Below are 21,390 nucleotides of genomic sequence, written 5' to 3' on the forward strand. Positions count from 1 at the left end.
GTATTCGCAAGCAGATCACCTCCACAAAATTTTGTCAAATCTATTTACGTTCTCTTCGAACAGGGATAGGATTGCCGCAAAGGAGAGGACCTGCATGAACTTCGACCTTCCACTCGAACTGGAAGCCTATCTTGGCGAGCTCGATGCCTTTATCGAGGCCGAAATCCGCCCTCTGGAGCAGGCCGACGACAACGTGCGGTTCTTCGATCACCGGCGCGAATGGGCACGCACGGACTATGATCGCGGCGGCCTTCCCCGGCACGAATGGGAGGACCTGCTCGGCGAAGCGAAGCGACGCGCCGATGCAGCCGGTCACTTACGTTTCCCGCTTCCTTCGGAGTTTGGCGGACGCAATGGTTCGAACCTCTGGATGGCGGTGATCCGCGAACATCTCGCCGCGAAAGGTCTGGGCCTGCACAACGACCTGCAGAACGAACACTCGATCGTCGCCAATTTCCCGCAGGTGCTCATGTTCCGCGATTTCGGAACGCAGGCGCAGAAGGACGAATTCATCGCCGGCATGCTCGACGGCAGCCGCAGTATCTGTTTTGGCCTGACCGAACCAGAGCACGGGTCCGATGCAACTTTCATGGAAACCCGCGCCATCAAAGCAGAACGTGACGGCATTGCAGGCTGGCGCATCGACGGCGAGAAGATGTGGACGACCGGCATGCATGTCGCAAGCCACGTCATGGTTTTCGCGCGCACATCCGGCAAGGACGGCGATGCCGATGGCATCACCTGCCTTATCGTTCCGGCACAGGCTCCCGGCGTGAAGGTTGAGGAATACCTGTGGACCTTCAATATGCCCACGGACCACCCCCGGGTAAGCTTCACCGACGTGTGGGTGCCGGAAACCGCACTTTTCGGCGCCATCGGCAAGGGCCTCGAGCTTGCGCAGCATTTCGTTCACGAGAACCGGATTCGCCAGGCAGCTTCGTCGCTAGGCGCGGCCGACTACTGCATTCGTGAAAGCGTCGCCTATGCGCGGGAACGCAAGCCGTTCGGCAAGGCGCTTGCAGTCAATCAGGGCATCCAGTTCCCCCTCGTGGAACTGGCGACCCAGGTGGAAATGCTTCGCCTGCTCATCCGCAAGACGGCTTGGGAAATGGATCGCATGACCAAACCGGAGGTCGCACGTCAGCTCTCCGACAAGGTCAGCATGTGCAATTACTGGGCCAACCGCCTGGTGTGCGAAGCAGCGGATACGGCGATGCAGGTCCACGGCGGCATGGGCTATTCCCGGCACAAGCCTTTCGAACACATCTATCGACACCACCGCCGCTACCGCATCACCGAAGGGGCAGAGGAGATTCAGAAGCGCAAGGTCGGCGCATGGATGTTTGGTTTTGCCGGCCCCCGCAAGGCGAAAGCATGAGCACGTCCCTTCCGCTGCGCGTCGACTATCGCGACCTGCACAAGCTCGTCGGCAATGAGATCGGTCTGTCGCGCTGGATCGAGATCGATCAGTCGCGGATCGACCGCTTCGCTGACGTCACCGAAGACCATCAATGGATCCATGTCGACCGCGCGCGCGCCAAGAGCGAGAACGGCGGCACGATAGCGCACGGTTTTCTGATGCTTTCGCTGGTGCCTGCCCTCACTCTACCGATGCTGGAAGTCGATGGCCTCAAGCAGATCTTCAACTACGGAGCGGACCGCTTGCGCTTCCTCAGCCCGGTCCGATGCGGCGAACGGATACGGGCAAGGCAGGAAGTCATCGCGGTCGATCGGCGCGCCAGCGGCACCTTGCTGCGCAGCCGGATCTCGATGGAAAAGCCCGATGGCACGAGGCCGGTCTTCACTTTCGAATCGCTTAGTCTGATGGTTCCCCTTGCCGCGAGCGACGAAACCGACCTGATCGTCGAGCCTGCTGTCGCCAGCGGAGCAAAGGCTGAAGGACTGCAGGCAATTCGCTAGGGTAACCGCGTATGATCGCATCAGAACGCAATGTCTGGAAGCCCGTTCCGATGACCCGCCCCGACCTGCCAGTCGAGCAGCAGGTTCGACTTCACGCGCAGAGCCGTCCCCACGATCTGGCGATCGTGGCAGCCGGCAACCGCTGGACCTGGCAGGAACTCGATATCCATTCGGACCGCCTTGCTGCCGGATTGCAGGAGCGGGGCCTGCGTGCCGGTGAACGCATCGCCTGGTCCGGCCGCAACGAGGCCTGGCAACCGGCTCTCATGATTGCCTGTCTGCGGACCGGGATCGTACCCGTCGGCATCAACTGGCGTCTGACATCCGCGGAGTTGACCCCGATCCTGAAACTGGTGGGCCCGCGTCTGCTTGTCGCGCGGGTTTCCTTCGCCAGCGAGACGGGACTAAACCGCATTGAGCCCGAGAGGCTTGCCCGTGAGGCGCGCTACGACCACTTGTCCACTGTCGCTTCCCCCAAGGAGGACGATCGCCCCGCGGCTATCTTCCTGACTTCCGGTAGCACCGGAGCGCCCAAGGCACGAATGCTCCGACGTAATGCACTCCACGCACGCCTCTGCGCGCCGAATGCTTTGGACCTCGACGGCGATGCGCGACTGCTGATCGCTGCTCCATTCTTCCATGTCGCGGGATGGGCCTGGACGCTTTTCGCCCTGGCTGGTGGCCTGCGCCAGATTGTCGCCAGTCATACCGAACCTGCAGGATTGCTGGACCTCATTGCCAGCGAAGGCGTGACCCACGCGCAGTGGCTGCCTTCGATGCTGGAGGCCTTACTACGCGAACAAAGCGAGAAGCCCCGCGACACCAGTTCGCTACGAATGGTCGCTTATGGTGCCGGTGCAGTCGAGCGCGAAACACTGAACGCAGCGCAGGCGACGTTCGATACCGGCTTCTGCCAAGTCTACGGGCTCACCGAAACGGCTGCCGCGATCGGGCATCTCGATGCAGAGGTCCATCGCCGCAGGCGCAATCACACCCAGTTGCCAACGATATTTCCGGATCCCGATATCGCCATAACCATCACCGATGGAGAAGGACTATTACTGCCGCAAGGTCAGATCGGCGAAGTGCGCATTGCGGACCGCCAACCTCCTGTCGAAGGCTTGACACCGGACGGCCCGATTTGCCTTCTCGACCAACAGGGCCGTATTCCAACCGGCGACCTGGGATGGATCGACGAGGAGGGATTTCTGCACCTTGTCGGCCGCGCTGACGAAATAATTATCACAGGCGGTGAGAACGTTCATCCCGGCGAAGTGGAAGAAGTTCTCAACAAGTCCGCAATGGTTGCCGAAGCCTGTGTCTTCTCACTGCACGACAAAGAATGGGGCGAGAAGATATGTGCCGCCATCGTGCCGCATGGCGACGTCGTCGACACGCGGGCGCTGACCGACTTCTGCCGGGAGCACCTTGCCGGGTTCAAGGTGCCGCGCACTTACGTCATCGTGCGCGAACTGCCGCGAACAGCTACCGGCAAAGTCCGGCGCAAGGAATTGGCGAGCCTTGTTACGGGAACGCAGACGGTTGAAACGTCCTAAGCTGCCGGTTCAGTCCCGGTTGACGCTGGAAAGATCGGGAATCGCGCCCCAATCCTCGCGCAGGATTTCCCTCATCCGCGCGATGCGCTGCTTGCCGAAACGACGCCCGATATGTCCTTCCAATTCCCTGAGGATAGCCTGCGCGTCATCGCGCAGCGTCTCCGATTCAGGACTGAAGGCAACAATCTGCGCACGCCGATCCATTGGATCGGGCTTCAACACGATCAGCCCCCGCTCCTCCATCTCGACCAGGGTCTTGCTCATCGCCTGACGCGAGATCCCGAGATTGCGCGCCAATTGCGAGGCGCGCCTGACGCCCAACATGATGTTGACGAGAACAAGCGATTGTCCACGCGAGACGTCCGGCCAGCCATGCGACTTGAGGCCCGACTGCAAGGCTTCGTCGAACCAGTAAAAGGATCGCAGAAGATCCATCATCAGAAAGCCGTCTGCCATATACCCCCTGTGCCGTCGTCAGGCCATCCATCGCAGTTGGTATGGCCCGCCAAAGTCGACACATCAAGAATTTTCGACAACTTAATTGACATTAATCCCGTGCCAATCCACAACCCGGCGCAAAGAAAGCACGGGAGAATGACCTTGAAGCTTGCCCCCCTTGCCCTGTGGCTAACCGCATCCATTTCCGCAGCTGCCGGGGCGACAGATCCCACCGCGCATAGCGCAATCCCCGCGAGTGAGTCGCGCCTCGTTATCCTGGGAACTGGTGGCGGACCGATCCCTCAGGCGGATCGTTCACAGCCGGCCAACCTGCTCATCGTGCGCGGCAAGGCGTACCTCATCGACTGCGGAGACGGTACGTCAAGGCAGATTACGAAGGCGGGGTACCGCGTCAACCAGATCGGGAACATTTTTCTCACCCACCTGCACTTCGACCACACCGGCGGACTATCCGCTTTCATGGGCTTCGACTGGATGGCGAAGCGTACCCAGCCCGTTGCGATCTACGGCCCGCCGGGAAGCGAGAAACTGGTCCAGACGTCGGCGGCCAATCTTGGAGTAGCCGAGGCGATCTTCGCGCCGCAAGTCCCCGACCTGCTTCCGCTCGCCAGCGTCTTCGCCGCCCAGGACTTCGACCTCACCACGCCGCGTGAAATATATCGCGACGAAAACGTGCGTGTCACGGCTGTCGAAAACAGCCATTATTCAACCATGCAATTGCCACCGCGCGAATACGGCCGGGACCGCTCCTACTCCCTGCGCTTCGATACACCTGACCGATCGATCGTCTTCACTGGCGACACCGGTCCTAGTGCTGCTGTCGAGGCGCTGGCGCGGGATGCTGACATACTGGTAAGCGAAGCTATCGATCTGGACGCGGTAACGGCCAGTATCCGGCGCCGCGGTGCGAAGGACGGCAATGACCTGGAACCGCTCATCGATCATATGCGACACGAACACCTGACCCCCGAGGAAGTCGGAAAGCTCGCTACCAGGGCAAGCGTGAAGATGGTGGTACTGACGCATCTTGCTGGTGCTGCGGGGCCCGATACGTCCAGCTTCGCTGTGGGCGTAAGGCGTGAATATTCAGGTCCGGTTGTCGTCGCCCAGGACCTTGATGCGTTCTGATAAAGGAAACTAAATTGACTGTTTTTGTCATTTAAGTTGACATTATTTTCGGACTCCACGAATGTCGCTGCAAACAACGACAATGGAGAGAATGATGACGAATCGGCTCGCCGCCCTTGCGCAGGGAGGCGCATCGGTGGCTGCAATCGCCTGGACCGGCATCCTGGCAGCCCCAGTTCCCGCAATCGCTCAATCCGAACCGGCGAATGCATCGAGCGAAAAACCGGCAGAGACCGATTCAGGCGCGCCGGGCGAGATCGTCGTGACGGCCCAGCGCCGCTCCGAAAGCCTCCAGGACGTGCCCATTTCCATTGCTGTCGTCGGCGGTGAGACCCTGAGCAATCGTAGCGTTGGCAATTTCGAACAACTCGCCCCACTTGTCCCCAACCTGACCGTCGCCAAGTCCCCAGCGGCAAACGTCATCGTCCTGCGCGGCATCGGGTCCAGCCCCGGGAGTCCTTCGCTCGATCAGTCGGTCGTCATGTTCATCGACGGGGTCTATGCCGGCAATGCCCGCCAGTTCGCCGCGCCATTCCTCGACATCGAACGCCTGGAGATCCTGCGTGGGCCACAGGGCGCACTTGTCGGTCGCAATACCAGCGCCGGTGCGATCAACATCATTTCGCGCAAGCCCGGCGCCTATTTCGGCGGCTATCTGAATGCCACCTACGACTTCAAGCTTGACGGCCCTACAATAGAAGGTGGCATGGATGTGCCTGTCGCCAACGGCTTCGCGATCCGTGCCGTCGGCCGTTACTCAGACGTCGAAGGCTATATCCACAACACCCAGACCGACCGCGATGAGCCAGCCCGTCGTGATATCGTCGGACGCATTACCGGAGTTCTGGACAACGGCGGCCCGGTCACGCTCACCGCGAAGTTCGAGCATGCGGACGTCCGCCAACACGGGACACCGCTTCAGGCTATCGCTCCGGATAAAGGCGAATACTTCGATTACACCAAGGATACCGTTCTTACGAGCGGCCCGGAATTCGACAATATCAGGTCGGATAATGCCGTACTGCAGGCCGGGATTGACCTTGGAGGGCCGCAACTGGTGTGGATCAGCGCCTATTCGGGTTTCAAGCAGCAGCAACGTATCGACGGCGATTTCTACTTCCGCAATCTCGCCACGGCAGACTTCGATCAGAAGTTCGACCAGCTCTCACAGGAACTGCGTCTCGTCTCTCCGGGAGGGCAGACCCTCGATTACGTCTTCGGCCTGTACTATTCCAAGGCCAAGCTCGTCGAAGAACGCACTACCGGCGTGCTGTTTGCACCAGCTGCCAGTACCTACCGCATCTTCCGGCAGGATAGCTCTGCATTCTCAGCCTATGCCGCGCTCACCTATCATCTTAGCGATGCACTGCGCGTCAACGGCAGCCTGCGCTATACCGACGAGAGCAAGGACGCAAATTTCGCGCTCTACGCCGGCCCCAATGCAGCCACTCAGCGCACCGGCACCCTGCGCTCCCAATTCGACGGCTCCCTGAGCAAGGGGACGCTCGATCCCGCCGCATCCGTCCAGTTCGATCTGTCGTCCAACGCGATGCTCTACGCAAGTTTCGGCAAGGGTTCGAAAAGTGGCGGCTTCCAGGGGGCCATTTCCAATGCCACCGAAGATACATTCGCCTTTCGCCCGGAGCGCAGCACATCGTTCGAAGGCGGCATCAAGCTGACCTTGCCGGGTCTTGGCTACTTCAACCTCTCGGCCTTTCACACGGTCTACAAGGACCTTCAGGTTTCGACGGCCCTTCCCTCACCTGATGGAACGAGCGCGCCATTCTTTACCGGTAACGCTCCCAAGGCGCGTACTGCCGGAGCGGAGGCCGAATTCTTCCTCCAACCGGCAAACTTCCTTGAACTGCAGGGAAGCCTGGCGTGGCTGCCGACGGCCAAGTACGTCAAGTTCACCAGCGGCCCATGCTTCATCGGCCGCGCAGCGGACGGCTCCGCCATCGGGTCATGCGATCTGAGCGGATCGCGGCTCGGTTTCGCACCGCGCTATTCCGGCTCTCTCACGGCTACGGTAAAACAGCCGCTTTCCAACGCACTCGAAGTGCGGGCAAGCCTCTCGCCGACGTTCCAGGGGCGTTCGTTCCGTGATTTCGCGAACGACCCGGTGACTGCGCAGGATGCCTTCGTAAAGCTCGACGCGCGCTTCTCGCTCGCGCGCAGCGACGGAAAATGGGAACTCGCGCTCATCGGCAAGAACATCACAGACAAGCGCACGATCTCATTCGGAAGTTCGGGGGGCCTTGCCAATACCTTCCTCTCACCGACAGCCCGCATCGGCGTGATCGATCCGCCCCGCACGATCGCCGTCCAAGCCAAGGTAAAGTTCTGAGCATGAACACGATGACAAGAATCGACGCGCCCTCCCTCGCCGACCGTCGGATTCCCGCGGGCAATGACTTCCTCACTGCAGAACAGGTCGCGCAGATCACCCCGGACGAACTGATCCGGCGTACGAGCGCCCTGCAACCGCTCATTGCCGAGCATGCCGCAGAGGCGGAGCGGCTGCGCCGCCCCGTCGACGCCGTCTGGCAGGCCCTGCGCGACAGCGGGTACTTCTACATGTTCGTGCCGCGAGTTCATGGCGGACTTGAATTCGATCCGGACACCTTCATCAGCGCCACGCTGCCGATCGCCGAAGCTGATCCGTCCACCGGCTGGGTCGCCAGTTTCTGTGCAGAGCACAACTGGCTGATTGCGCAAATGCCGGAGAAGGCACAAGCGGAAGTCTGGAACGGCAACAAGTATGCCATCGCGCCCAGCGTCGCCTCTCCTCCCGGACAGGCCCGCATCGTCGATGGAGGTTTCACGATCAGCGGCCACTGGAAATGGGGCACAGGCATCATGCATGCCGACTGGGCGATGCTCAACGCGCTCGTGCCGACGCAAGCCGGCCCGCCAGCCATGCACATGTTCCTCATCCCGGCCTCGGAAGTGACCGTGCTCGACACCTGGCACATGGAAGGCATGGCGGCGACGGGGAGCAATGACCTCGTGCTCGAAGATGCCTTCGTTCCGGCCCATCGCTGCTTCGAGGTCGGACCGGTCCGCTCCGGTCGTGGCCATGCCGGCAGGATCTACGACAACCCGCTCTACAAGGCGCCGATGTTGCCCCAGCTCTGCGTGGCTGCTGCCATTCCCGCAATCGGAGCAGCCCGGGCGGCCGTGCGCCTGTGTAACGAGCGGCTAAGGAAGCATGTGAAGATGGGCACGGAGACGACAAGTGTCGAAAAGCCGGCCGCGCAAATGCGTCTCGCCCGTGCCGACATCCTGGTCGACTCCGCAGAGCTGATGCTCCGCACGGCCTCACGCCGGTCGCTCGAGATCGGCGTGCTGGACGAGCCCAGACAGATCACCGAGCGGATCCGTCTGCGCGCGCAGATCGCCTACGCGGTTTCCCAATGCGTCGATGCCGTGCGCACGACGTGCGAGGCGGTAGGCTCCAGCGTGCATGCGCTGTCGAATCCCATGCAGCGCCTGCTGCGCGACATCCAGGTCATGCAAAGCCATATCGTCTACGATCTGGACGTAGCGACCGAACTGCACGGCCGGACTCTCGTCGGTCTGCCGCCGAACTCTGTCCTGCTCTGAGCGGAAGATGAAAGCCCTCCTGTCCCGTCAGCCCGGTGGCCCGGAAGCGCTGGAGCTGTGCGATTGTCCGGCTCCACGGCCCGGGCGGGGCGAAGTGCTCTTGCGAACACAGGCCTGTGGGATCAATTTTCCTGACGCGCTCATTGTCGGGGACAAATACCAGGTCCGACCCCCACGCCCTTTCGCACCCGGGAGCGAAATCACCGGAATCGTGGCTGCTGTCGGGGAAGGCGTTGAAGGTTGGCAGGTCGGCGATGTAGCAATTGCCCTGCCCGGTCATGGCGGCCTTGCTGAAGAGGTTGCGGTCTCCGCCGCCCAGTGTTTCGTGGTGCCGAAGGAGGCCGATCCGGTCGAAGGAGCAGCCTTGCTGGTGACATTCGGCACGGCTCTCTATGCCCTGCGGGAACGCGGTGCCTTGTGCGAGAATGAAACCTTGCTGGTCCTCGGTGCGGCCGGAGGCGTGGGACTTGCAGCAATTGGCATCGGCAAGCTGATGGGCGCCCGCGTTGTCGCCAGCGTGTCTGGCGATGACAAGGCCGAAATCGCCCGAGCTGCCGGTGCCGATGCCATTGTGATCCACAGTGATGACATCAGCGGCAAGGAAGAAACCGCACACTTTACCAGATTGCTCAAGGATGCCGTCGGGCCCGAAGGCGCACAGGTCGTCCTGGACCCTGTCGGCGGTTCCTATTGCGAGCCGGCTCTTCGCACGATGGGCTGGCTCGGGCGATACCTCGTCCTGGGCTTCGCAGCGAGCATCCCGGCACCGCCTCTCAATCTCGTCCTCCTCAAGTCATGCGACATACGCGGGGTCTTTTGCGGTGCCTTTGCCGAACGCGAGCCGGAGAAATACCGCAAAATCGCGATGCAGGTCATCGAATGGTGGCAGGCAGGACATATCCGCCCGCGTATTGACCGGACCTACCCTCTGGAACGCGGCGGCGAAGCCTTGAGGCGCCTTGCCAACCGAGAGGCCATGGGCAAAGTCGTCGTCACCATGGCCTGACCCACTGCAATCTGCCGCGCGCTACTGGCAAGTCGATCAGACCGGTAGATCTTCCCGGCAATCTTTGAGTATGGTCAAGGACCCGGCCGCGACACGATGCTGAAGTCCGCTTGACCATGGAGATCCTTTCCGCCTGGCTTGCCTTCGCGATCTGCGTGCTGCTCATCGGCATGGCAGGCCCTGCATTGACACGCAGCGGCGGCGACATTGCAGCGCGCACGGGCATGTCCGCATCCTGGGTCGGACTGATCATGCTGGCGGCGGCCACATCGCTGCCCGAACTGTTCACGGGGATCAGCGCCGTGACGATCGCCGATGCCCCCAACATTGCCATGGGCGATGCTCTGGGCAGCTGCATCTTCAATCTCGTCATGCTGGTCCTGCTGGACGCCTTGTGCCGGGACGAGCCGTTCTGGCGGCGCAGCGATCAGGGACACATCCTTTCCGCCGGCTTCGGCGTGGTACTGATCAGTTTCGTCGGGGCGCTGATGCTGACGAGCCGCAATGGTCTCGATTTCCGGATCGGCCATGTCAGCGTCTATTCGCCGCTCCTGATCATGCTTTATTTCATCGCGATGCGTGCTGCCTTTTTCTACGAACGCAGGCCGGAACGTCCAGCGCAGCCTTTGGGCCCGGCACGCGGCGACAGGACCTTGAAGCGCGCGGTCGTGAACTATCTTGTCGCCGCCGGCGTAGTCGGTGCAGCCGGAGCCTGGCTTCCGTTCGTCGGCCAGGAAGTGGCTGCCGTGATGGGCTGGCGGGCGAGCTTCGTGGGCACGCTGTTCATCGCGGCGGCGACCTCGATACCGGAGCTGATCGTCACCGTAAGCGCACTGCGGATGGGATCGGCCGACATGGCAATCGGCAACCTTCTGGGCAGCAACCTGTTCATCATCCTCGTCATTGCGCTTGACGACATCGTCTATACCGACGGCTCATTCTACGCGCAGGTTTCGCCCGCGCACGCCGTCACCGCCTTTGCGGCAGCGATGATGTCGGGGCTCTGCATAATCGGACTGCTCTATCGCCCCGGGAACCGGTTCTTCGGCCTGTTCGGCTGGATCAGCCTGTCCCTTCTCGCGATCTACCTGCTCAGTTCCTACGCCATCTACCTGCACGGGCACTGAGCCCCGGGCCGTCAGCTGGTCAGGACCCGGCCGAACCGCAGCTTTGCGATCACCAGCGCTCCGGCAAGAAGCAGCGCGGTTATCCCCACCGCCTGCATGCCAAGGGGATGAAGCACCGAGAACCCGAGGAGCGAAGCCACGGTGGGCGACAGGAAGACTGCCGAGAAGATCCCGACCACCAGCCCCAGGATGATCGCCAGTGGAAGGTTGTGGGCGACCTTGCCACCCGGCGCCAGCGAGCGAAACGAGCGATTGGCGAGTACGAGCGCGAGAACCGCAACGATGAGCCCTGCAAAGCTCGTGGTTCGCACCGAATCCGCCGGGATGCCCCCCTGATTGGCCCAGGCGGACAGCAACAGCAGCGCAACGAGCGCGAGGGCGCCCTGCAGAAGCGACCAGCCCAGCAGACTCCTTGAAATCAACGGGCTCTCCGGCGACCGGGGCGGCCGACGCATGACGTCGGGTTCCTCGGGCTCGGCTTCGAAGGCCAGCGAACAGACGGGATCGATGACCATTTCGAGCAGGGCTATATGCACCGGCCCCAGGATCAGGGGCCAGCCTGCAAGCAGGGGGAAGATGGCAAGGCCACCGATGGGGATATGGACCGCAAAAATGAAGCCAGCGGCCTTGCGCAAGTTGTCGTAGATGCGCCTCCCCAGTCGAACCGCAGTGACGATCGAACCGAAATCGTCATCGAGCAGGACGACCGACGAAGCCTCCCGCGCGACATCCGTACCCCGCTGCCCCATGGCGATGCCGATATGCGCGGCCTTGAGCGAAGGTGCATCGTTCACGCCGTCCCCGGTCATGGCGACCACTTCGCCCCCGGCCTTGAGCGCCCGCACGATCCGCAATTTCTGATCGGGCATCACCCGCGCGAAGACGGCAACGCGCCCCACGCGGCGGGCCAGTTCCTCGTCGTCCAGACGCGCAATCTCTTCACCGCTCAAAACCTCGCCTTCGACGATGCCGGCCTGCCGGGCGATGGCGCGCGCAGTCGCGGGATAATCGCCGGTAATCATCACCACCCGGATACCGCCCTCCTGCAACTGGGCGACTGCCGGAGGAACCGATGCGCGGATCGGGTCGGCAAGACCGACGAGCCCGCGAAAGGCGAATGCGAACCCGCTCTGGTGCTCCGGCAGACGCTCACCCTGCCAACGGGCCTCGGCAACGCCCAGGACCCTCAGCCCCTCAGACGCCATCTGCGCGACTTCGGTCTCCAGGGCGGCGCGGACATCGTCTGTCATGCCGCATAACCGTGCGATGGCTTCGGGCGCGCCCTTTGCAGCGACGAGCCCATCTCTCGATTTTCCGTCGGTCCAGACGTTCGACATGGCCAGAAGCTGCGGAGAGAGCGGATATTGCCGATGCAGGTGCCAGCCGTTCTGCTTGCGCAGCTTGAGGTCCCGCTCGGGGAAGTCGCGGTCGAGCGCATGAAACGCCTGTTCCATCGGATCGAACGGCTCTTCCAGGCACGCGGAGATCCCAAGGGCGGCCAGTTCGGCGAAAGCGGCGCCGAGCGTATCGTCATCGCCATCGAGACGCTGCACCGAACCGTCGGGCAGTCTCAACTCTGCAATCGCCATTCGGTTCTGCGTAAGTGTTCCCGTCTTGTCGGTGCACAGGACCGTAGCGGCACCCAGCGTCTCGATCGCACTGCCCCGACGTGCCAGCACGCGGCTTTGTGCCATACGGAATGCGCCCATCGTCATGAACAGGGTGAGGACGACCGGAAGCTCCTCCGGCAGGAGCGACATGGCGATCGCGATGCCCGACAGGAAAGCTTCCAGCCAGCTTCCCCGCAGCAGGCCGTAGAGCAGGACGGCAAGAACACTCACGCCAAGGCCGAGCACGGCCAACCAGCGCACCAGCCGCTTCGTCTGCCGGGTGAGATGAGGGACTTCGGTTTCCAGCGAGACAAGCGACTGACCGATCCGTCCGATTTCGCTGTGCAATCCTGTCGCAGCCACTTCGATCGTCCCGGACCCGCGAACAGCAAGCGTGCCCGCGTAGAGGTAAGGAAGATCCTCGCCTCCCGGACGGGGTGGCTGCGAAGCCGGCTCCCCCTCGAGAGCCAGCTTCGCGACCGGTACAGATTCGCCGGTCAGCAAAGCCTCGTCTGCTTGCAGTCCGGAGCCTTCGATCACCCAGCCGTCGGCTGCGACCCGGTCCCCTTCCCCGACGACCATCAGGTCACCGCGCACCACCTCGCGCGAGGGTATCCGCTGCCGGTGGCCATCGCGAATGACCAGTGCCTGCGGCATGCTGAGGTCCCGCAGGGAATCGATCGCCTTTTCCGTTCGGGCTTCCTGGACGATCGCAATGACGACGGTGAGCCCGGCGAAGGCGAGCAGGATCAGCGCCTCGTGCAGATCACCCAGCAACAGGTAGATCCCACCAGCCGCAAGCAGCAGCAGCAGCATCGGCTCACGCAGCACGTCGCGCACAATGCGCAGAGGAGAGCGGGTGCGACCACCCGGCAAGGCATTGGGTCCCTCTTCGCGAAGGCGCGCGGCAGCTTCCTCACGGGACAGCCCCCGGTGCATCGAACCTGAAGCCTGACCGTCCATAGTCTCCTTCCGGAACGTCGATCGTCCGCAACCCAATGTACCGGTTTCAACGGGAAATGTGACCCGCAGTGTCATGCCAGACAGTACAGGCAGGCCCCTTGATCGAGATCATCGAACGAATTCCCATCCGCCGGGAAACCGCGAGCAAGGCAAAGCGCGTTCTGCTCCTTGCTCATCCTTTGCAGGCATCCCCTCCCGAGGTCGGATCGCCGGTGCGGCCGTCGCGCTTGTAGAGATCGGGATAGAAGCGCAGTTGGCCATCCGCACCGGTGCCTGCCGTGAAGTAAGCGATGTAGACCGGCAGCCCCTTTTCGAGAGGCAGGCGCGTCGTCTCTCGGGTCGCGACAATCGCATCGACCTCCACGCGATCACGCTCGCCGTCGAGCAACCGCGTCGCGAAACCCAGGGCATCGCCAATGCGGATGCAGCCGTGACTGAAGGCGCGCACCTCTTTTGCGAAAAGCTCCTTGCTCGGCGTATCGTGAATATAGACGGTAAAGGGGTTGGGCATATCGAGCTTCATTTGCCCGAGTGCATTGCCGGGCCCCGGCTTCTGGCGGATCTGCCCGCCGCTCCGGACATAACCGAGGCGGGCGGGAAACACGCCGTGCTTCTCGCGAACGATGCTGGCGGGCACCACCCACCAGGGATTGAGAATGACGCCGGTTATCGTGGCGGAGAACACCGGCGTGGGCGTCGAGCGCTTGCCGACGATCACCGGCCATGTGCCCACCCGGCGGCCATGGCGCCACAGCTCGGCTTCGAACGCGGCCGCATTCACGAGGACGTAATCGGAGCCGAGCGACTGGGGCATCCAGCGCCAGCGTTCCATGTTGCGCGCAAGGGTCAGGCGCCGGTCCGGATCGGCTTCGCCCGCATAGGCCAGGCGCAAAGCCGCGTATTGGTCGCTTTGCGGCTGAAGCCCGGAAAAGAAGGAATCCAGCGCATCGAGCGACACCGCGCGGGCCAGCCGTTCGCGCAAGTCGACAGCCCTGTCGGTATCGGCAATGTGCCAGCCGGCGCGCTGTGCTGCTCCTGCAGCGCCCAGCAGTTGCATGCGCGCCAGATTGAGGGCCAGAGCCGTTGCGGCCTGCGACACCGCTTCAGCGTCACCACGGGTCTGCGCCTGCCGCAAAGGGCCGGTATCGAGGACCGGCAGCGCATCTACAGGGGCCCGAGCGACCCAGTCCCGGAGCCTCTCCAGCGTGGCCGGTGTCCATTCGACCGGGTCCTGTGCGTAGACGACGCTTGGGGTCAAAAAGAATGCCGTGAATACAATCGGTATCGACCGCAGGAGACCGACGATCGCCATGAACGGTTTGAATTTGGCGTCAGGTAACCTTACGTGTTCAATAACGGTATCGAGGATTTCCACATCATGACTCTCAGTCGGCGCCATATCATTGGCGGCGTTCTTGTGGGTACTGCGGGACTGGTCGCACCGCGCGCTTTTGCTGCGGTCCGATCTACAGATGTACCAGACCTGCTGCCACAGGCAAAAGCCGCCCTTGATGCCCATGCATCCCGAATCCGCCACCGCGACGTGGTCGGTCTGGTCGATTTTTCGCAGCCTTCGCGCAACCCGCGCTTCCAGATCGTGGACTTGTCCAACGGTCGGATATTGCAGACGTACTTCGTCGCGCACGGGCGCGGATCGGACCCGGGCAACAGCGGATTCCTCGAACGGTTTTCCAACCGGCCGGGCTCCAATGCCTCCTCTCGCGGCAGCTTCCTGACGGCCTCCACCTATTACGGACAGCACGGACGCTCGGGCCGTCTCGTCGGACTCGATCCGGAGAACAGCAATGCGGCCAGCCGCGCCATCGTGATGCACGGGGCCGACTACGTGAACCCGCATATGGCGCGCCTCAGCGGCAGGATCGGACGGAGCCTCGGATGCTTCTCGGTGCCGGTTCACGACATCAGCGAAGTGCTCGGCTACCTTGGCGCAGGCCGCCTGCTCTTTGCCTGGAAGTAGGCGTCGTATCACCGCTGCATAACCCTTGGCCGATCCTGTCCTTCTCCTTGCCGGCTTGACGCCACGCGGCATTGATGGCGGTCAATAAGCGGCACGGACGCATGCAGAAGTTGCGCCCGCCGCTCCAGGTCACGATCGCCAGAGCGTTTCGTAAAGCGCGAACTGCGATGCAGGGTGATGAATGAAGCGCTTCTCATCCTCGATTGCTCCGACCGCCACATCCTCCCGGCTGAGGATCGCGAGCGCGTCATCCAGACCGTCGAAGTAGGATTCGGTGAGGCCGTCCATCGGCGCGAAGGACAACCCGATCCGCCCGGCAAGGTCCGCCGTCGATATCGCATCGACATGGTTCTGGCGGTAGCGCACGCCTTCCACCTTCTCGCCAAGCGCGGCATGGCGGCCGAACCACTGGTCCATGAAGTCCCCGTGGCTCAGTGAGGGAACCCGGCGTAGCGGCATAACAACGAAGACAGGCCCGTCACCGGCCGTGATCGCAATCTCTGTTCCGACGAAAACGGCAGCCGTTTTCCTGTCGATGCGCGTGCCCAGAGCACGCGCCATCGCGGCAATCGCAATCTGCAGCGGTTCTCCTGCTGCCTCATCACCACCACCACTGGCTTCGAAGACATAGTCGAACGGGGCCGGACTGTCCGCCATCAGCACTTCGTGCGGAAGCGGAGCATAGCCGGCAAGCCTTCGGCCGATGCGTAAGTCTGTCCCGGGCGGCAGATCGGCCAGCAGCGCTGACGCCGCCTGCTCCATCTCGGCCTGCAAGCCCTCTAAACCAGTGCCAGCGGCGCTGAAATAGAGGCCCGCCTTGGCCAGTCCGCGGGTGGAACTCATTCCGCCGCCATGGCCGGAATGGCGCAGGCCGTGTTGGTGGCATCGAGCACCGCGAACATGCGACCGATCCCGATGAACTGGGCCACGTCGAAGCACAGCTCGACGATTTCCTCTTCACTGAAATGCTGGTGCAACCTGATGAAATCGTCATCGCCGACGTCAAAGTGGTTGAAGGCCATCTTCTGCGCAAAAACGATGGCCGCACGCTCCCGCTCCGAAAACAGCGGCGAAGTCTCGGCCTGGGGGAGGGCCGCGATCAATTCCTCGGTCAGGCCTTCGTCGATCGAATCCTGATACCGCGACTGCAGGCAATTGGCGCACTGGTTGATCTGCGCAATCGCGAGCCGGACAAGCTCGACCAGCTTGCGGCTGAGCAGCCCCTGCATCTGCAACTGGGCATAGAAAGCACCGAAAGCCTTCACGATATCGGGGCGGTGGGCCACAGCGCGCATGGCCGTTCCATCGCCGACCATCTTCTGCATGTTGGTGGCGATTTCCGCCATTTCCGGTTCCATCTCCGAAAGCTCAAGCAGCCGGATTCTCGACATCTTCATTCTCCCGGTTCGTTGTGTCCTGCAGGCAATGCTGCACGTCTATTCTGCAGTCTCCAGTTCCTCGCAGGACTCACACCTATCGAAAGTCCTAGTACGAACGCGACCAAGCACCATTGCGCCACGGCGTCCGGTTACTTCGGGCGACCGTGTTGATTGGACCAAACGACTGTACGGAAGAGCAGAATTGCATTCTGCACACGGCAGGGCCAGAACCTGCACAAGCAATGCAAGGTCGTCGTGGATGCTCAAAATAAAACGCCTCGCCATCGACACTCACCCGGAGAACACCGCATTCCTGCTGCGTCACGGCAATGGCTACTCGGCGGAGCAGTTCCAGGCCCTGCGCAAGATCCGGATCAGCAGCGAGACTTCGGAGATTCTCGCCACGCTCGCAGTCGTCGATGAAAGCGAATGGATCGCGGCCGGAGAGATCGGCCTGGGAGAACAGGCCTTCCGTCGGCTCGGCCTGCCCGAAGGCGCCGAAGTGGTGATCGAACAGGCCCGCCCGCCGGTCAGCCTCGAATTCGTGCGCCGCAAGATCGACGGAGACACTCTGGAGGACAGCGAGATCGTCGCCATCGTGCGCGACATCGCCGCCCATCGCTATTCACCGATGGAAATCGGCGCCTACCTCGTCGCCTGCGCCGGATTCATGAGCACGCAGGAGACGCTGTCGATCACCCGCGCGATGGCCGACGTCGGCGAGAAGCTCGACTGGAAGTCGCCGCTTGTGGTCGACAAGCATTGCATCGGCGGCATTCCCGGCAATCGCACCTCGATGATCGTCGTCCCGATCGTGGCCGCGCACGGCCTGATCATGCCCAAGACATCTTCGCGCGCGATCACCTCACCATCGGGCACCGCCGATACGATGGAAGTGCTCGCCAATGTCAATCTGTGCGCCAGGGACATGCAGGCGATAGTGTCGAAGGAACATGCCGTCCTCGCCTGGGGCGGGCAGGTGAACCTTTCTCCTGCCGACGACATCCTGATCTCCGTCGAGCGCCCCCTGCGCATCGATACCTTCGAACAGATGGTCGCCTCGATCCTGTCCAAGAAGCTGGCAGCCGGATCGACCCATCTCGTGCTCGACATACCCGTGGGGCCGACCGCCAAGGTCCGCTCGCAAAGCGAAGCCGTGCGCCTGCGCAAGCTGTTCGAATATGTCGCAGGCAAGCTGGGCATCGAGATCGATGTCGTCATCACCGACGGTTCGCAGCCGATCGGGCGCGGAATCGGCCCGGTGCTGGAAGCGCGCGACGTGATGGCCGTGCTGCGCAACGATTCCGATGCCCCGGAGGACTTGCGCGACCGGGCCCTGCTGCTGGCCGGACACATTCTCGACTTCGACCCCGAGCTCAAGGGCGGGCGCGGATTTGCCCGCGCAATGGAGATGCTGGCTTCAGGCGCGGCGCTCAACGCCATGGAACGGCTGATAGAAGCACAGGGTCGCCAGACCGAGACTTTCAAGCCCGGCGCTCTCACGCATGAAGTGTGCTCGCCGCACGATGGCCGCATCAGCATGATCGACTGCCACATGATTGCCCGTATCGCCCGCCTCGCGGGCGCGCCGATGGACAAGGGCGCAGGGATCGACCTGCTGCACAAGGTCGGCGAACAGGTCCGCAAGGGCGAGGCGCTCTATCGCATCCATGCCCAGTCCCAGACCGGCCTGGGCTTCGCCCGCGATCTCGCCACCGAGGACAGCGGCTACGAGGTCCTGCGATGAATGCCCTTGTCCTGGGCTTTGCGGAATCCCGTTCCAGCGCCGCGGCGCTGGCGGAGCAGTTGGGGGTGCCCTGCGATCAGATCGATGTGCACCGTTTCCCGGATCGCGAGAGCCTCATACGCGTGCCGCGCAGCGCCGGTACGGTCATTCTCCATCGCTCGCTCGACGATCCCAATGCCAAGCTCATCGAACTGATCCTTGCCGCATCGGCAGCCCGCGACGGCGGCGCCCAGCGCGTGGTGCTCGTCGCGCCCTATCTTGCCTATATGCGCCAGGACATCGCCTTCAAGCCGGGCGAGGCGGTGAGCCAGCGCGTCATCGGGAAGCTTATTGCCGCGCATTTCGACGGCATCGTCACCGTCGACCCGCACCTTCATCGCGTGGCCACCTTTGCTGAAGCCGTACCGGGCATTCCCGCGATTGCCCTGTCGGCCGCTCCGGTTCTGGCCAGCGCGATAGAGACGGAACAAAACCCGGTCATCGTCGGCCCCGACAGCGAATCGCGTCAGTGGATCGAGAGCATCGCCCGGCCGCTCGGCCTCGACATGCTCTTGGGCAGCAAGGAGCGCTTCGGGGATCGCAGGGTCGCACTTTCCATCGCCGGGATCGAAAAGACGAAAGGGCGCACCGCGATACTGGTGGACGACGTCATTTCCAGTGGCGAGACTCTGATTGCCGCCGCCTGCGCGCTGCGTGAAGCCGGTGCAAGGCGCATCGAGGCACTGGCGACGCATTGCCTCGCCAGCGCCGAAGACATTGCTCGCATGAAAGCCAGCGGCATCGCGCGCATCGTCTCCACCGACAGCATTCCCGGCCCGACTTGCGGACCGACGCTGGCTCCGCTCCTTGCCGATGCCCTGAAGTCCAGCGGCCTGCTTCAGACCTGATCGTTATCGCCCGGCGCGTGGTGGCGCTTCTTGCGCTCGCGCGCCTCGTTGTAGCTGTCGAGGACGCGGCGCATGTCGCTGAGCGCCTGCTTGCGCGCCTTTTCGTCACGGATCTTGCCCAGGTGCGCCTTGAGATTCGAGACGAAGTCGGCGTATTCGTTCTGCCAGTCGGTGCCCGCCATCTGCTCCAGATCGAGCCGACCGGTCTGGGTACGCCGCGCTGGTTCGCCTGCACCGAGTTCATAGACCTCACCGATCTGCGGCTCGATCACACGCAGGTTCGGGTCGTCCTTTTCCACCTGAGCCTTCAGCGATGCGATCGCGTCGCTCTCGCCATGGCTCAGGAACAGGGTGCCGGCGATAGGCCGCCGAGCAGCGATCCAGGCGAGCAGTTCGTCGCGGTCGGCATGGGCCGAATAGGAATCGATACGACGGATCTGAGCGCGCACGTTAATGTCCTCGCCCGAAATACGCACCCGTTTCGCTCCTTCCAGGATCACCCGACCAAGCGTGCCCTTGGTCTGGAAGCCAACGAACAGAATCGTCGATTCCCGCCGGTGGAGATTGTGCTTCAGGTGATGGCGGATGCGGCCAGCCTCGCACATGCCCGAGGCGGCCATGATGATCGCCCCCGACAGCGTGTTGATCCGCATCGATTCTTTCACATCCTCAACGTAGTGGATCGAGGGATGATGGAAGATGTCATCGCCGCAGATGTCTTCCAATTCGTCGGCATGGGCGCCGAAAACCTTCGTCGCCCGACTTGCCAGCGGCGAGTCTACGAAGACCGGCACATTGGGGATGCGATTGGCATCGGCAAGCCGCGCAATATCGAGCAGCAGTTCCTGCGTGCGTTCCAGCGCAAAGGTAGGAATCACGAGGTTGCCACCGCGCGCAATGGCATCCTTGATCTCACGCTCCAGCTGGCTTCGCCGCTGCGCCATGGTCAGCTTCTGGCGCGCGCGGTCGCCATATGTGGATTCGCAAATGACGTGATCGAACTGCGCCGGCGCTTCGGGATCGGGATGGAACGCCTTGTGCTCAGGGCCGAGGTCTCCCGAACACAGCACGTGCACGCCGCCGGCCATCAGCTCTACCGAAGCCGAACCCAGAATGTGTCCCGCATTCCAGAGCCTGGCCCGGAAACCGGGCACCGGCTCGAACCACTCTTCACGTTCGACCGGCTCCGACATGCGCCAGGCCTTCAACGCATCTTCGGCGGTATAGATCGGCACGAAGCGCTCCTCGCCAGCACGGTCGCGCCTTCGGTTATGCCGCTCCGCTTCGCTTTCCTGGATGCGTCCGGCATCGCCCAGCATGTATTCCAGCAGGTCGGAGGTCGCCTGGGTGCACCAGATCTTCCCCTTCCAGCCCTGCGCGACGAGCTTGGGCAGCAGCCCGCAGTGATCGATATGGGCATGGGTAAGGACCACCCCGTCGATCTTGTCGATGTCGAAATCGAAGGAGCCGTGGTTCAGCGCCTCAAGGCTGCGCGAGCCCTGGAACATACCGCAATCGACCAGCAGGTGCTTGCCGCCAAGCTGGAATTCCATGCACGATCCGGTGACGGTCCCTGCCGCACCGTGGAAGCGGAGCGATAGCTGGTCGTTGTCTGCCATGGACTGGCTCTCCTCTCATACGGGCCTCTCGCATGCCTGCCATTTGCAAGCGGCTAGGTAATTGCGCTGGATCATGGATCGCCTGCCCGGTGCCGGACATAGCCTTCAAGGCAGATGTCGGAAAGGCTGCGATTTGGCAGCAGTTTGCGTCATCCTGTGCCCAGCCTGTCGCGGCATCGGCCTTCCGGTCCTTCGCCAAGCGGCGCCATGACCAGTCTCGGAGGTGACCTTCGATGGCAATACCGGATCGAACCGAGCGCAGCGAAGGCGTAGTCGTGGCGGTTCGCGGTGCCGTGGTCGATATCCGCTTCGAGCAAGGGGCGCTCCCCGCATCGAGGAAGACGCGATCAGCACGGTCCTGTTCGACGACCTGTCTGGCTTAGAAGCGGATACCCGTGTCTCGGG

The 21,390-nt window shown here is 62.6% G+C and carries 18 protein-coding genes; 11 read left to right on the forward strand and 7 right to left on the reverse strand.

Going from position 1 to position 21,390, the window contains the following annotated elements:
- The first annotated feature begins 94 nt into the window (after positions 1-94).
- The 3 genes from B5483_RS11710 to B5483_RS11720 are packed head-to-tail and all read left to right on the forward strand — an operon-like array spanning position 95 to position 3,476.
- A complete protein-coding gene (locus tag B5483_RS11710; RefSeq protein WP_079730482.1) occupies positions 95-1,378 on the forward strand; it encodes an acyl-CoA dehydrogenase family protein in 1,284 nt (427 codons plus the stop codon).
- Complete coding sequence (locus B5483_RS11715) at positions 1,375-1,920, forward strand: MaoC family dehydratase (protein WP_054947521.1); 546 nt, start codon at positions 1,375-1,377, stop codon at positions 1,918-1,920. Before B5483_RS11710 ends, B5483_RS11715 begins: the two co-directional genes overlap by 4 nt.
- An 11-nt stretch (positions 1,921-1,931) precedes the next feature.
- On the forward strand, positions 1,932-3,476 hold the full coding sequence (locus B5483_RS11720; RefSeq protein WP_079730484.1) for a class I adenylate-forming enzyme family protein: 1,545 nt from the start codon (positions 1,932-1,934) through the stop codon (positions 3,474-3,476).
- Between the two features lie 9 nt (positions 3,477-3,485).
- Here the strand turns inward: B5483_RS11720 and B5483_RS11725 are convergent, their stop codons facing one another.
- Entirely contained in the window at positions 3,486-3,932 is a 447-nt protein-coding gene (locus tag B5483_RS11725) for a MarR family winged helix-turn-helix transcriptional regulator (protein WP_054945072.1), read from the reverse strand.
- Positions 3,933-4,076: 144 nt separating this feature from the next.
- On the opposite strand from B5483_RS11725, the gene B5483_RS11730 reads away from it, so the two are divergent.
- The 5 genes from B5483_RS11730 (at position 4,077) to B5483_RS11750 (ending at position 10,802) form a co-directional block, all read left to right on the forward strand.
- Entirely contained in the window at positions 4,077-5,063 is a 987-nt protein-coding gene (locus tag B5483_RS11730; protein WP_176168020.1) for an MBL fold metallo-hydrolase, read from the forward strand.
- A gap of 94 nt (positions 5,064-5,157) precedes the next feature.
- Positions 5,158-7,410: a TonB-dependent receptor gene (locus B5483_RS11735; RefSeq protein ID WP_176168021.1), complete on the forward strand. Its 2,253-nt coding sequence runs from the start codon at positions 5,158-5,160 to the stop codon at positions 7,408-7,410.
- Positions 7,411-7,412: 2 nt separating this feature from the next.
- Positions 7,413-8,669: an acyl-CoA dehydrogenase family protein gene (locus B5483_RS11740; RefSeq protein ID WP_079730486.1), complete on the forward strand. Its 1,257-nt coding sequence runs from the start codon at positions 7,413-7,415 to the stop codon at positions 8,667-8,669.
- 7 nt (positions 8,670-8,676) lie between these two features.
- Positions 8,677-9,675, forward strand: coding sequence for an NADPH:quinone oxidoreductase family protein (locus B5483_RS11745; protein WP_079730487.1), 999 nt, complete (start codon positions 8,677-8,679; stop codon positions 9,673-9,675).
- A gap of 116 nt (positions 9,676-9,791) precedes the next feature.
- The gene (locus B5483_RS11750; RefSeq protein WP_079730488.1) at positions 9,792-10,802 is read left to right on the forward strand and encodes a sodium:calcium antiporter; all 1,011 of its coding nucleotides are present in this window, start codon (positions 9,792-9,794) and stop codon (positions 10,800-10,802) included.
- 11 nt (positions 10,803-10,813) lie between these two features.
- Here the strand turns inward: B5483_RS11750 and B5483_RS11755 are convergent, their stop codons facing one another.
- On the reverse strand, positions 10,814-13,375 hold the full coding sequence (locus B5483_RS11755) for a cation-translocating P-type ATPase (protein ID WP_245829056.1): 2,562 nt from the start codon (positions 13,373-13,375) through the stop codon (positions 10,814-10,816).
- A gap of 172 nt (positions 13,376-13,547) precedes the next feature.
- Positions 13,548-14,633: a L,D-transpeptidase family protein gene (locus B5483_RS11760; protein WP_245829058.1), complete on the reverse strand. Its 1,086-nt coding sequence runs from the start codon at positions 14,631-14,633 to the stop codon at positions 13,548-13,550.
- A gap of 120 nt (positions 14,634-14,753) precedes the next feature.
- On the opposite strand from B5483_RS11760, the gene B5483_RS11765 reads away from it, so the two are divergent.
- Entirely contained in the window at positions 14,754-15,353 is a 600-nt protein-coding gene (locus B5483_RS11765) for a murein L,D-transpeptidase catalytic domain family protein (protein WP_176168022.1), read from the forward strand.
- A gap of 129 nt (positions 15,354-15,482) precedes the next feature.
- Here B5483_RS11765 and B5483_RS23515 read toward each other — a convergent pair whose 3' ends face one another.
- Complete coding sequence (locus B5483_RS23515; protein WP_054945079.1) at positions 15,483-16,196, reverse strand: EthD domain-containing protein; 714 nt, start codon at positions 16,194-16,196, stop codon at positions 15,483-15,485.
- Positions 16,193-16,744, reverse strand: coding sequence for a carboxymuconolactone decarboxylase family protein (locus tag B5483_RS11775; RefSeq protein ID WP_231634539.1), 552 nt, complete (start codon positions 16,742-16,744; stop codon positions 16,193-16,195). Before B5483_RS11775 ends, B5483_RS23515 begins: the two co-directional genes overlap by 4 nt.
- A gap of 247 nt (positions 16,745-16,991) precedes the next feature.
- On the opposite strand from B5483_RS11775, the gene B5483_RS11780 reads away from it, so the two are divergent.
- Positions 16,992-18,479, forward strand: coding sequence for a thymidine phosphorylase family protein (locus B5483_RS11780; RefSeq protein ID WP_054945081.1), 1,488 nt, complete (start codon positions 16,992-16,994; stop codon positions 18,477-18,479).
- Complete coding sequence (locus B5483_RS11785) at positions 18,476-19,366, forward strand: ribose-phosphate diphosphokinase (RefSeq protein ID WP_079730490.1); 891 nt, start codon at positions 18,476-18,478, stop codon at positions 19,364-19,366. Before B5483_RS11780 ends, B5483_RS11785 begins: the two co-directional genes overlap by 4 nt.
- On the opposite strand, the gene B5483_RS11790 is transcribed toward B5483_RS11785, so the two are convergent.
- Together B5483_RS11790 and B5483_RS23190 are read right to left on the reverse strand one after the other, a co-directional pair.
- Positions 19,357-20,985 (reverse strand): MBL fold metallo-hydrolase, encoded by a 1,629-nt coding sequence (locus B5483_RS11790; RefSeq protein ID WP_079730491.1) that lies wholly within the window; start codon positions 20,983-20,985, stop codon positions 19,357-19,359. The genes B5483_RS11785 and B5483_RS11790 overlap by 10 nt on opposite strands.
- 149 nt (positions 20,986-21,134) lie before the next feature.
- Positions 21,135-21,302, reverse strand: a complete 168-nt coding sequence (locus B5483_RS23190) for a hypothetical protein (protein WP_176168023.1) — start codon at positions 21,300-21,302, stop codon at positions 21,135-21,137.
- Between the last annotated feature and the right edge of the window lie 88 nt (positions 21,303-21,390).

The organism is Novosphingobium mathurense (genome assembly GCF_900168325.1).
In the GTDB taxonomy this organism is placed as follows: domain Bacteria; phylum Pseudomonadota; class Alphaproteobacteria; order Sphingomonadales; family Sphingomonadaceae; genus Novosphingobium; species Novosphingobium mathurense.

Excerpts from the sequence above, each read along its gene's own strand:
- B5483_RS11790 (WP_079730491.1), bottom strand. The coding sequence starts at position 20,985 with ATGGCAGACAACGACCAGCTATCGCTCCGCTTCCACGGTGCGGCAGGG.
- B5483_RS11735 (WP_176168021.1), top strand. The coding sequence starts at position 5,158 with ATGACGAATCGGCTCGCCGCCCTTGCGCAGGGAGGCGCATCGGTGGCT.
- B5483_RS11715 (WP_054947521.1), top strand. The coding sequence starts at position 1,375 with ATGAGCACGTCCCTTCCGCTGCGCGTCGACTATCGCGACCTGCACAAG.
- B5483_RS11745 (WP_079730487.1), top strand. The coding sequence starts at position 8,677 with ATGAAAGCCCTCCTGTCCCGTCAGCCCGGTGGCCCGGAAGCGCTGGAG.
- B5483_RS11765 (WP_176168022.1), top strand. The coding sequence starts at position 14,754 with ATGACTCTCAGTCGGCGCCATATCATTGGCGGCGTTCTTGTGGGTACT.
- B5483_RS11755 (WP_245829056.1), bottom strand. The coding sequence starts at position 13,375 with ATGGACGGTCAGGCTTCAGGTTCGATGCACCGGGGGCTGTCCCGTGAG.
- B5483_RS11720 (WP_079730484.1), top strand. The coding sequence starts at position 1,932 with ATGATCGCATCAGAACGCAATGTCTGGAAGCCCGTTCCGATGACCCGC.
- B5483_RS11750 (WP_079730488.1), top strand. The coding sequence starts at position 9,792 with ATGGAGATCCTTTCCGCCTGGCTTGCCTTCGCGATCTGCGTGCTGCTC.
- B5483_RS11775 (WP_231634539.1), bottom strand. The coding sequence starts at position 16,744 with ATGTCGAGAATCCGGCTGCTTGAGCTTTCGGAGATGGAACCGGAAATG.
- B5483_RS23515 (WP_054945079.1), bottom strand. The coding sequence starts at position 16,196 with ATGAGTTCCACCCGCGGACTGGCCAAGGCGGGCCTCTATTTCAGCGCC.
- B5483_RS11725 (WP_054945072.1), bottom strand. The coding sequence starts at position 3,932 with ATGGCAGACGGCTTTCTGATGATGGATCTTCTGCGATCCTTTTACTGG.
- B5483_RS11710 (WP_079730482.1), top strand. The coding sequence starts at position 95 with ATGAACTTCGACCTTCCACTCGAACTGGAAGCCTATCTTGGCGAGCTC.
- B5483_RS11780 (WP_054945081.1), top strand. The coding sequence starts at position 16,992 with ATGCTCAAAATAAAACGCCTCGCCATCGACACTCACCCGGAGAACACC.
- B5483_RS11785 (WP_079730490.1), top strand. The coding sequence starts at position 18,476 with ATGAATGCCCTTGTCCTGGGCTTTGCGGAATCCCGTTCCAGCGCCGCG.
- B5483_RS11740 (WP_079730486.1), top strand. The coding sequence starts at position 7,413 with ATGAACACGATGACAAGAATCGACGCGCCCTCCCTCGCCGACCGTCGG.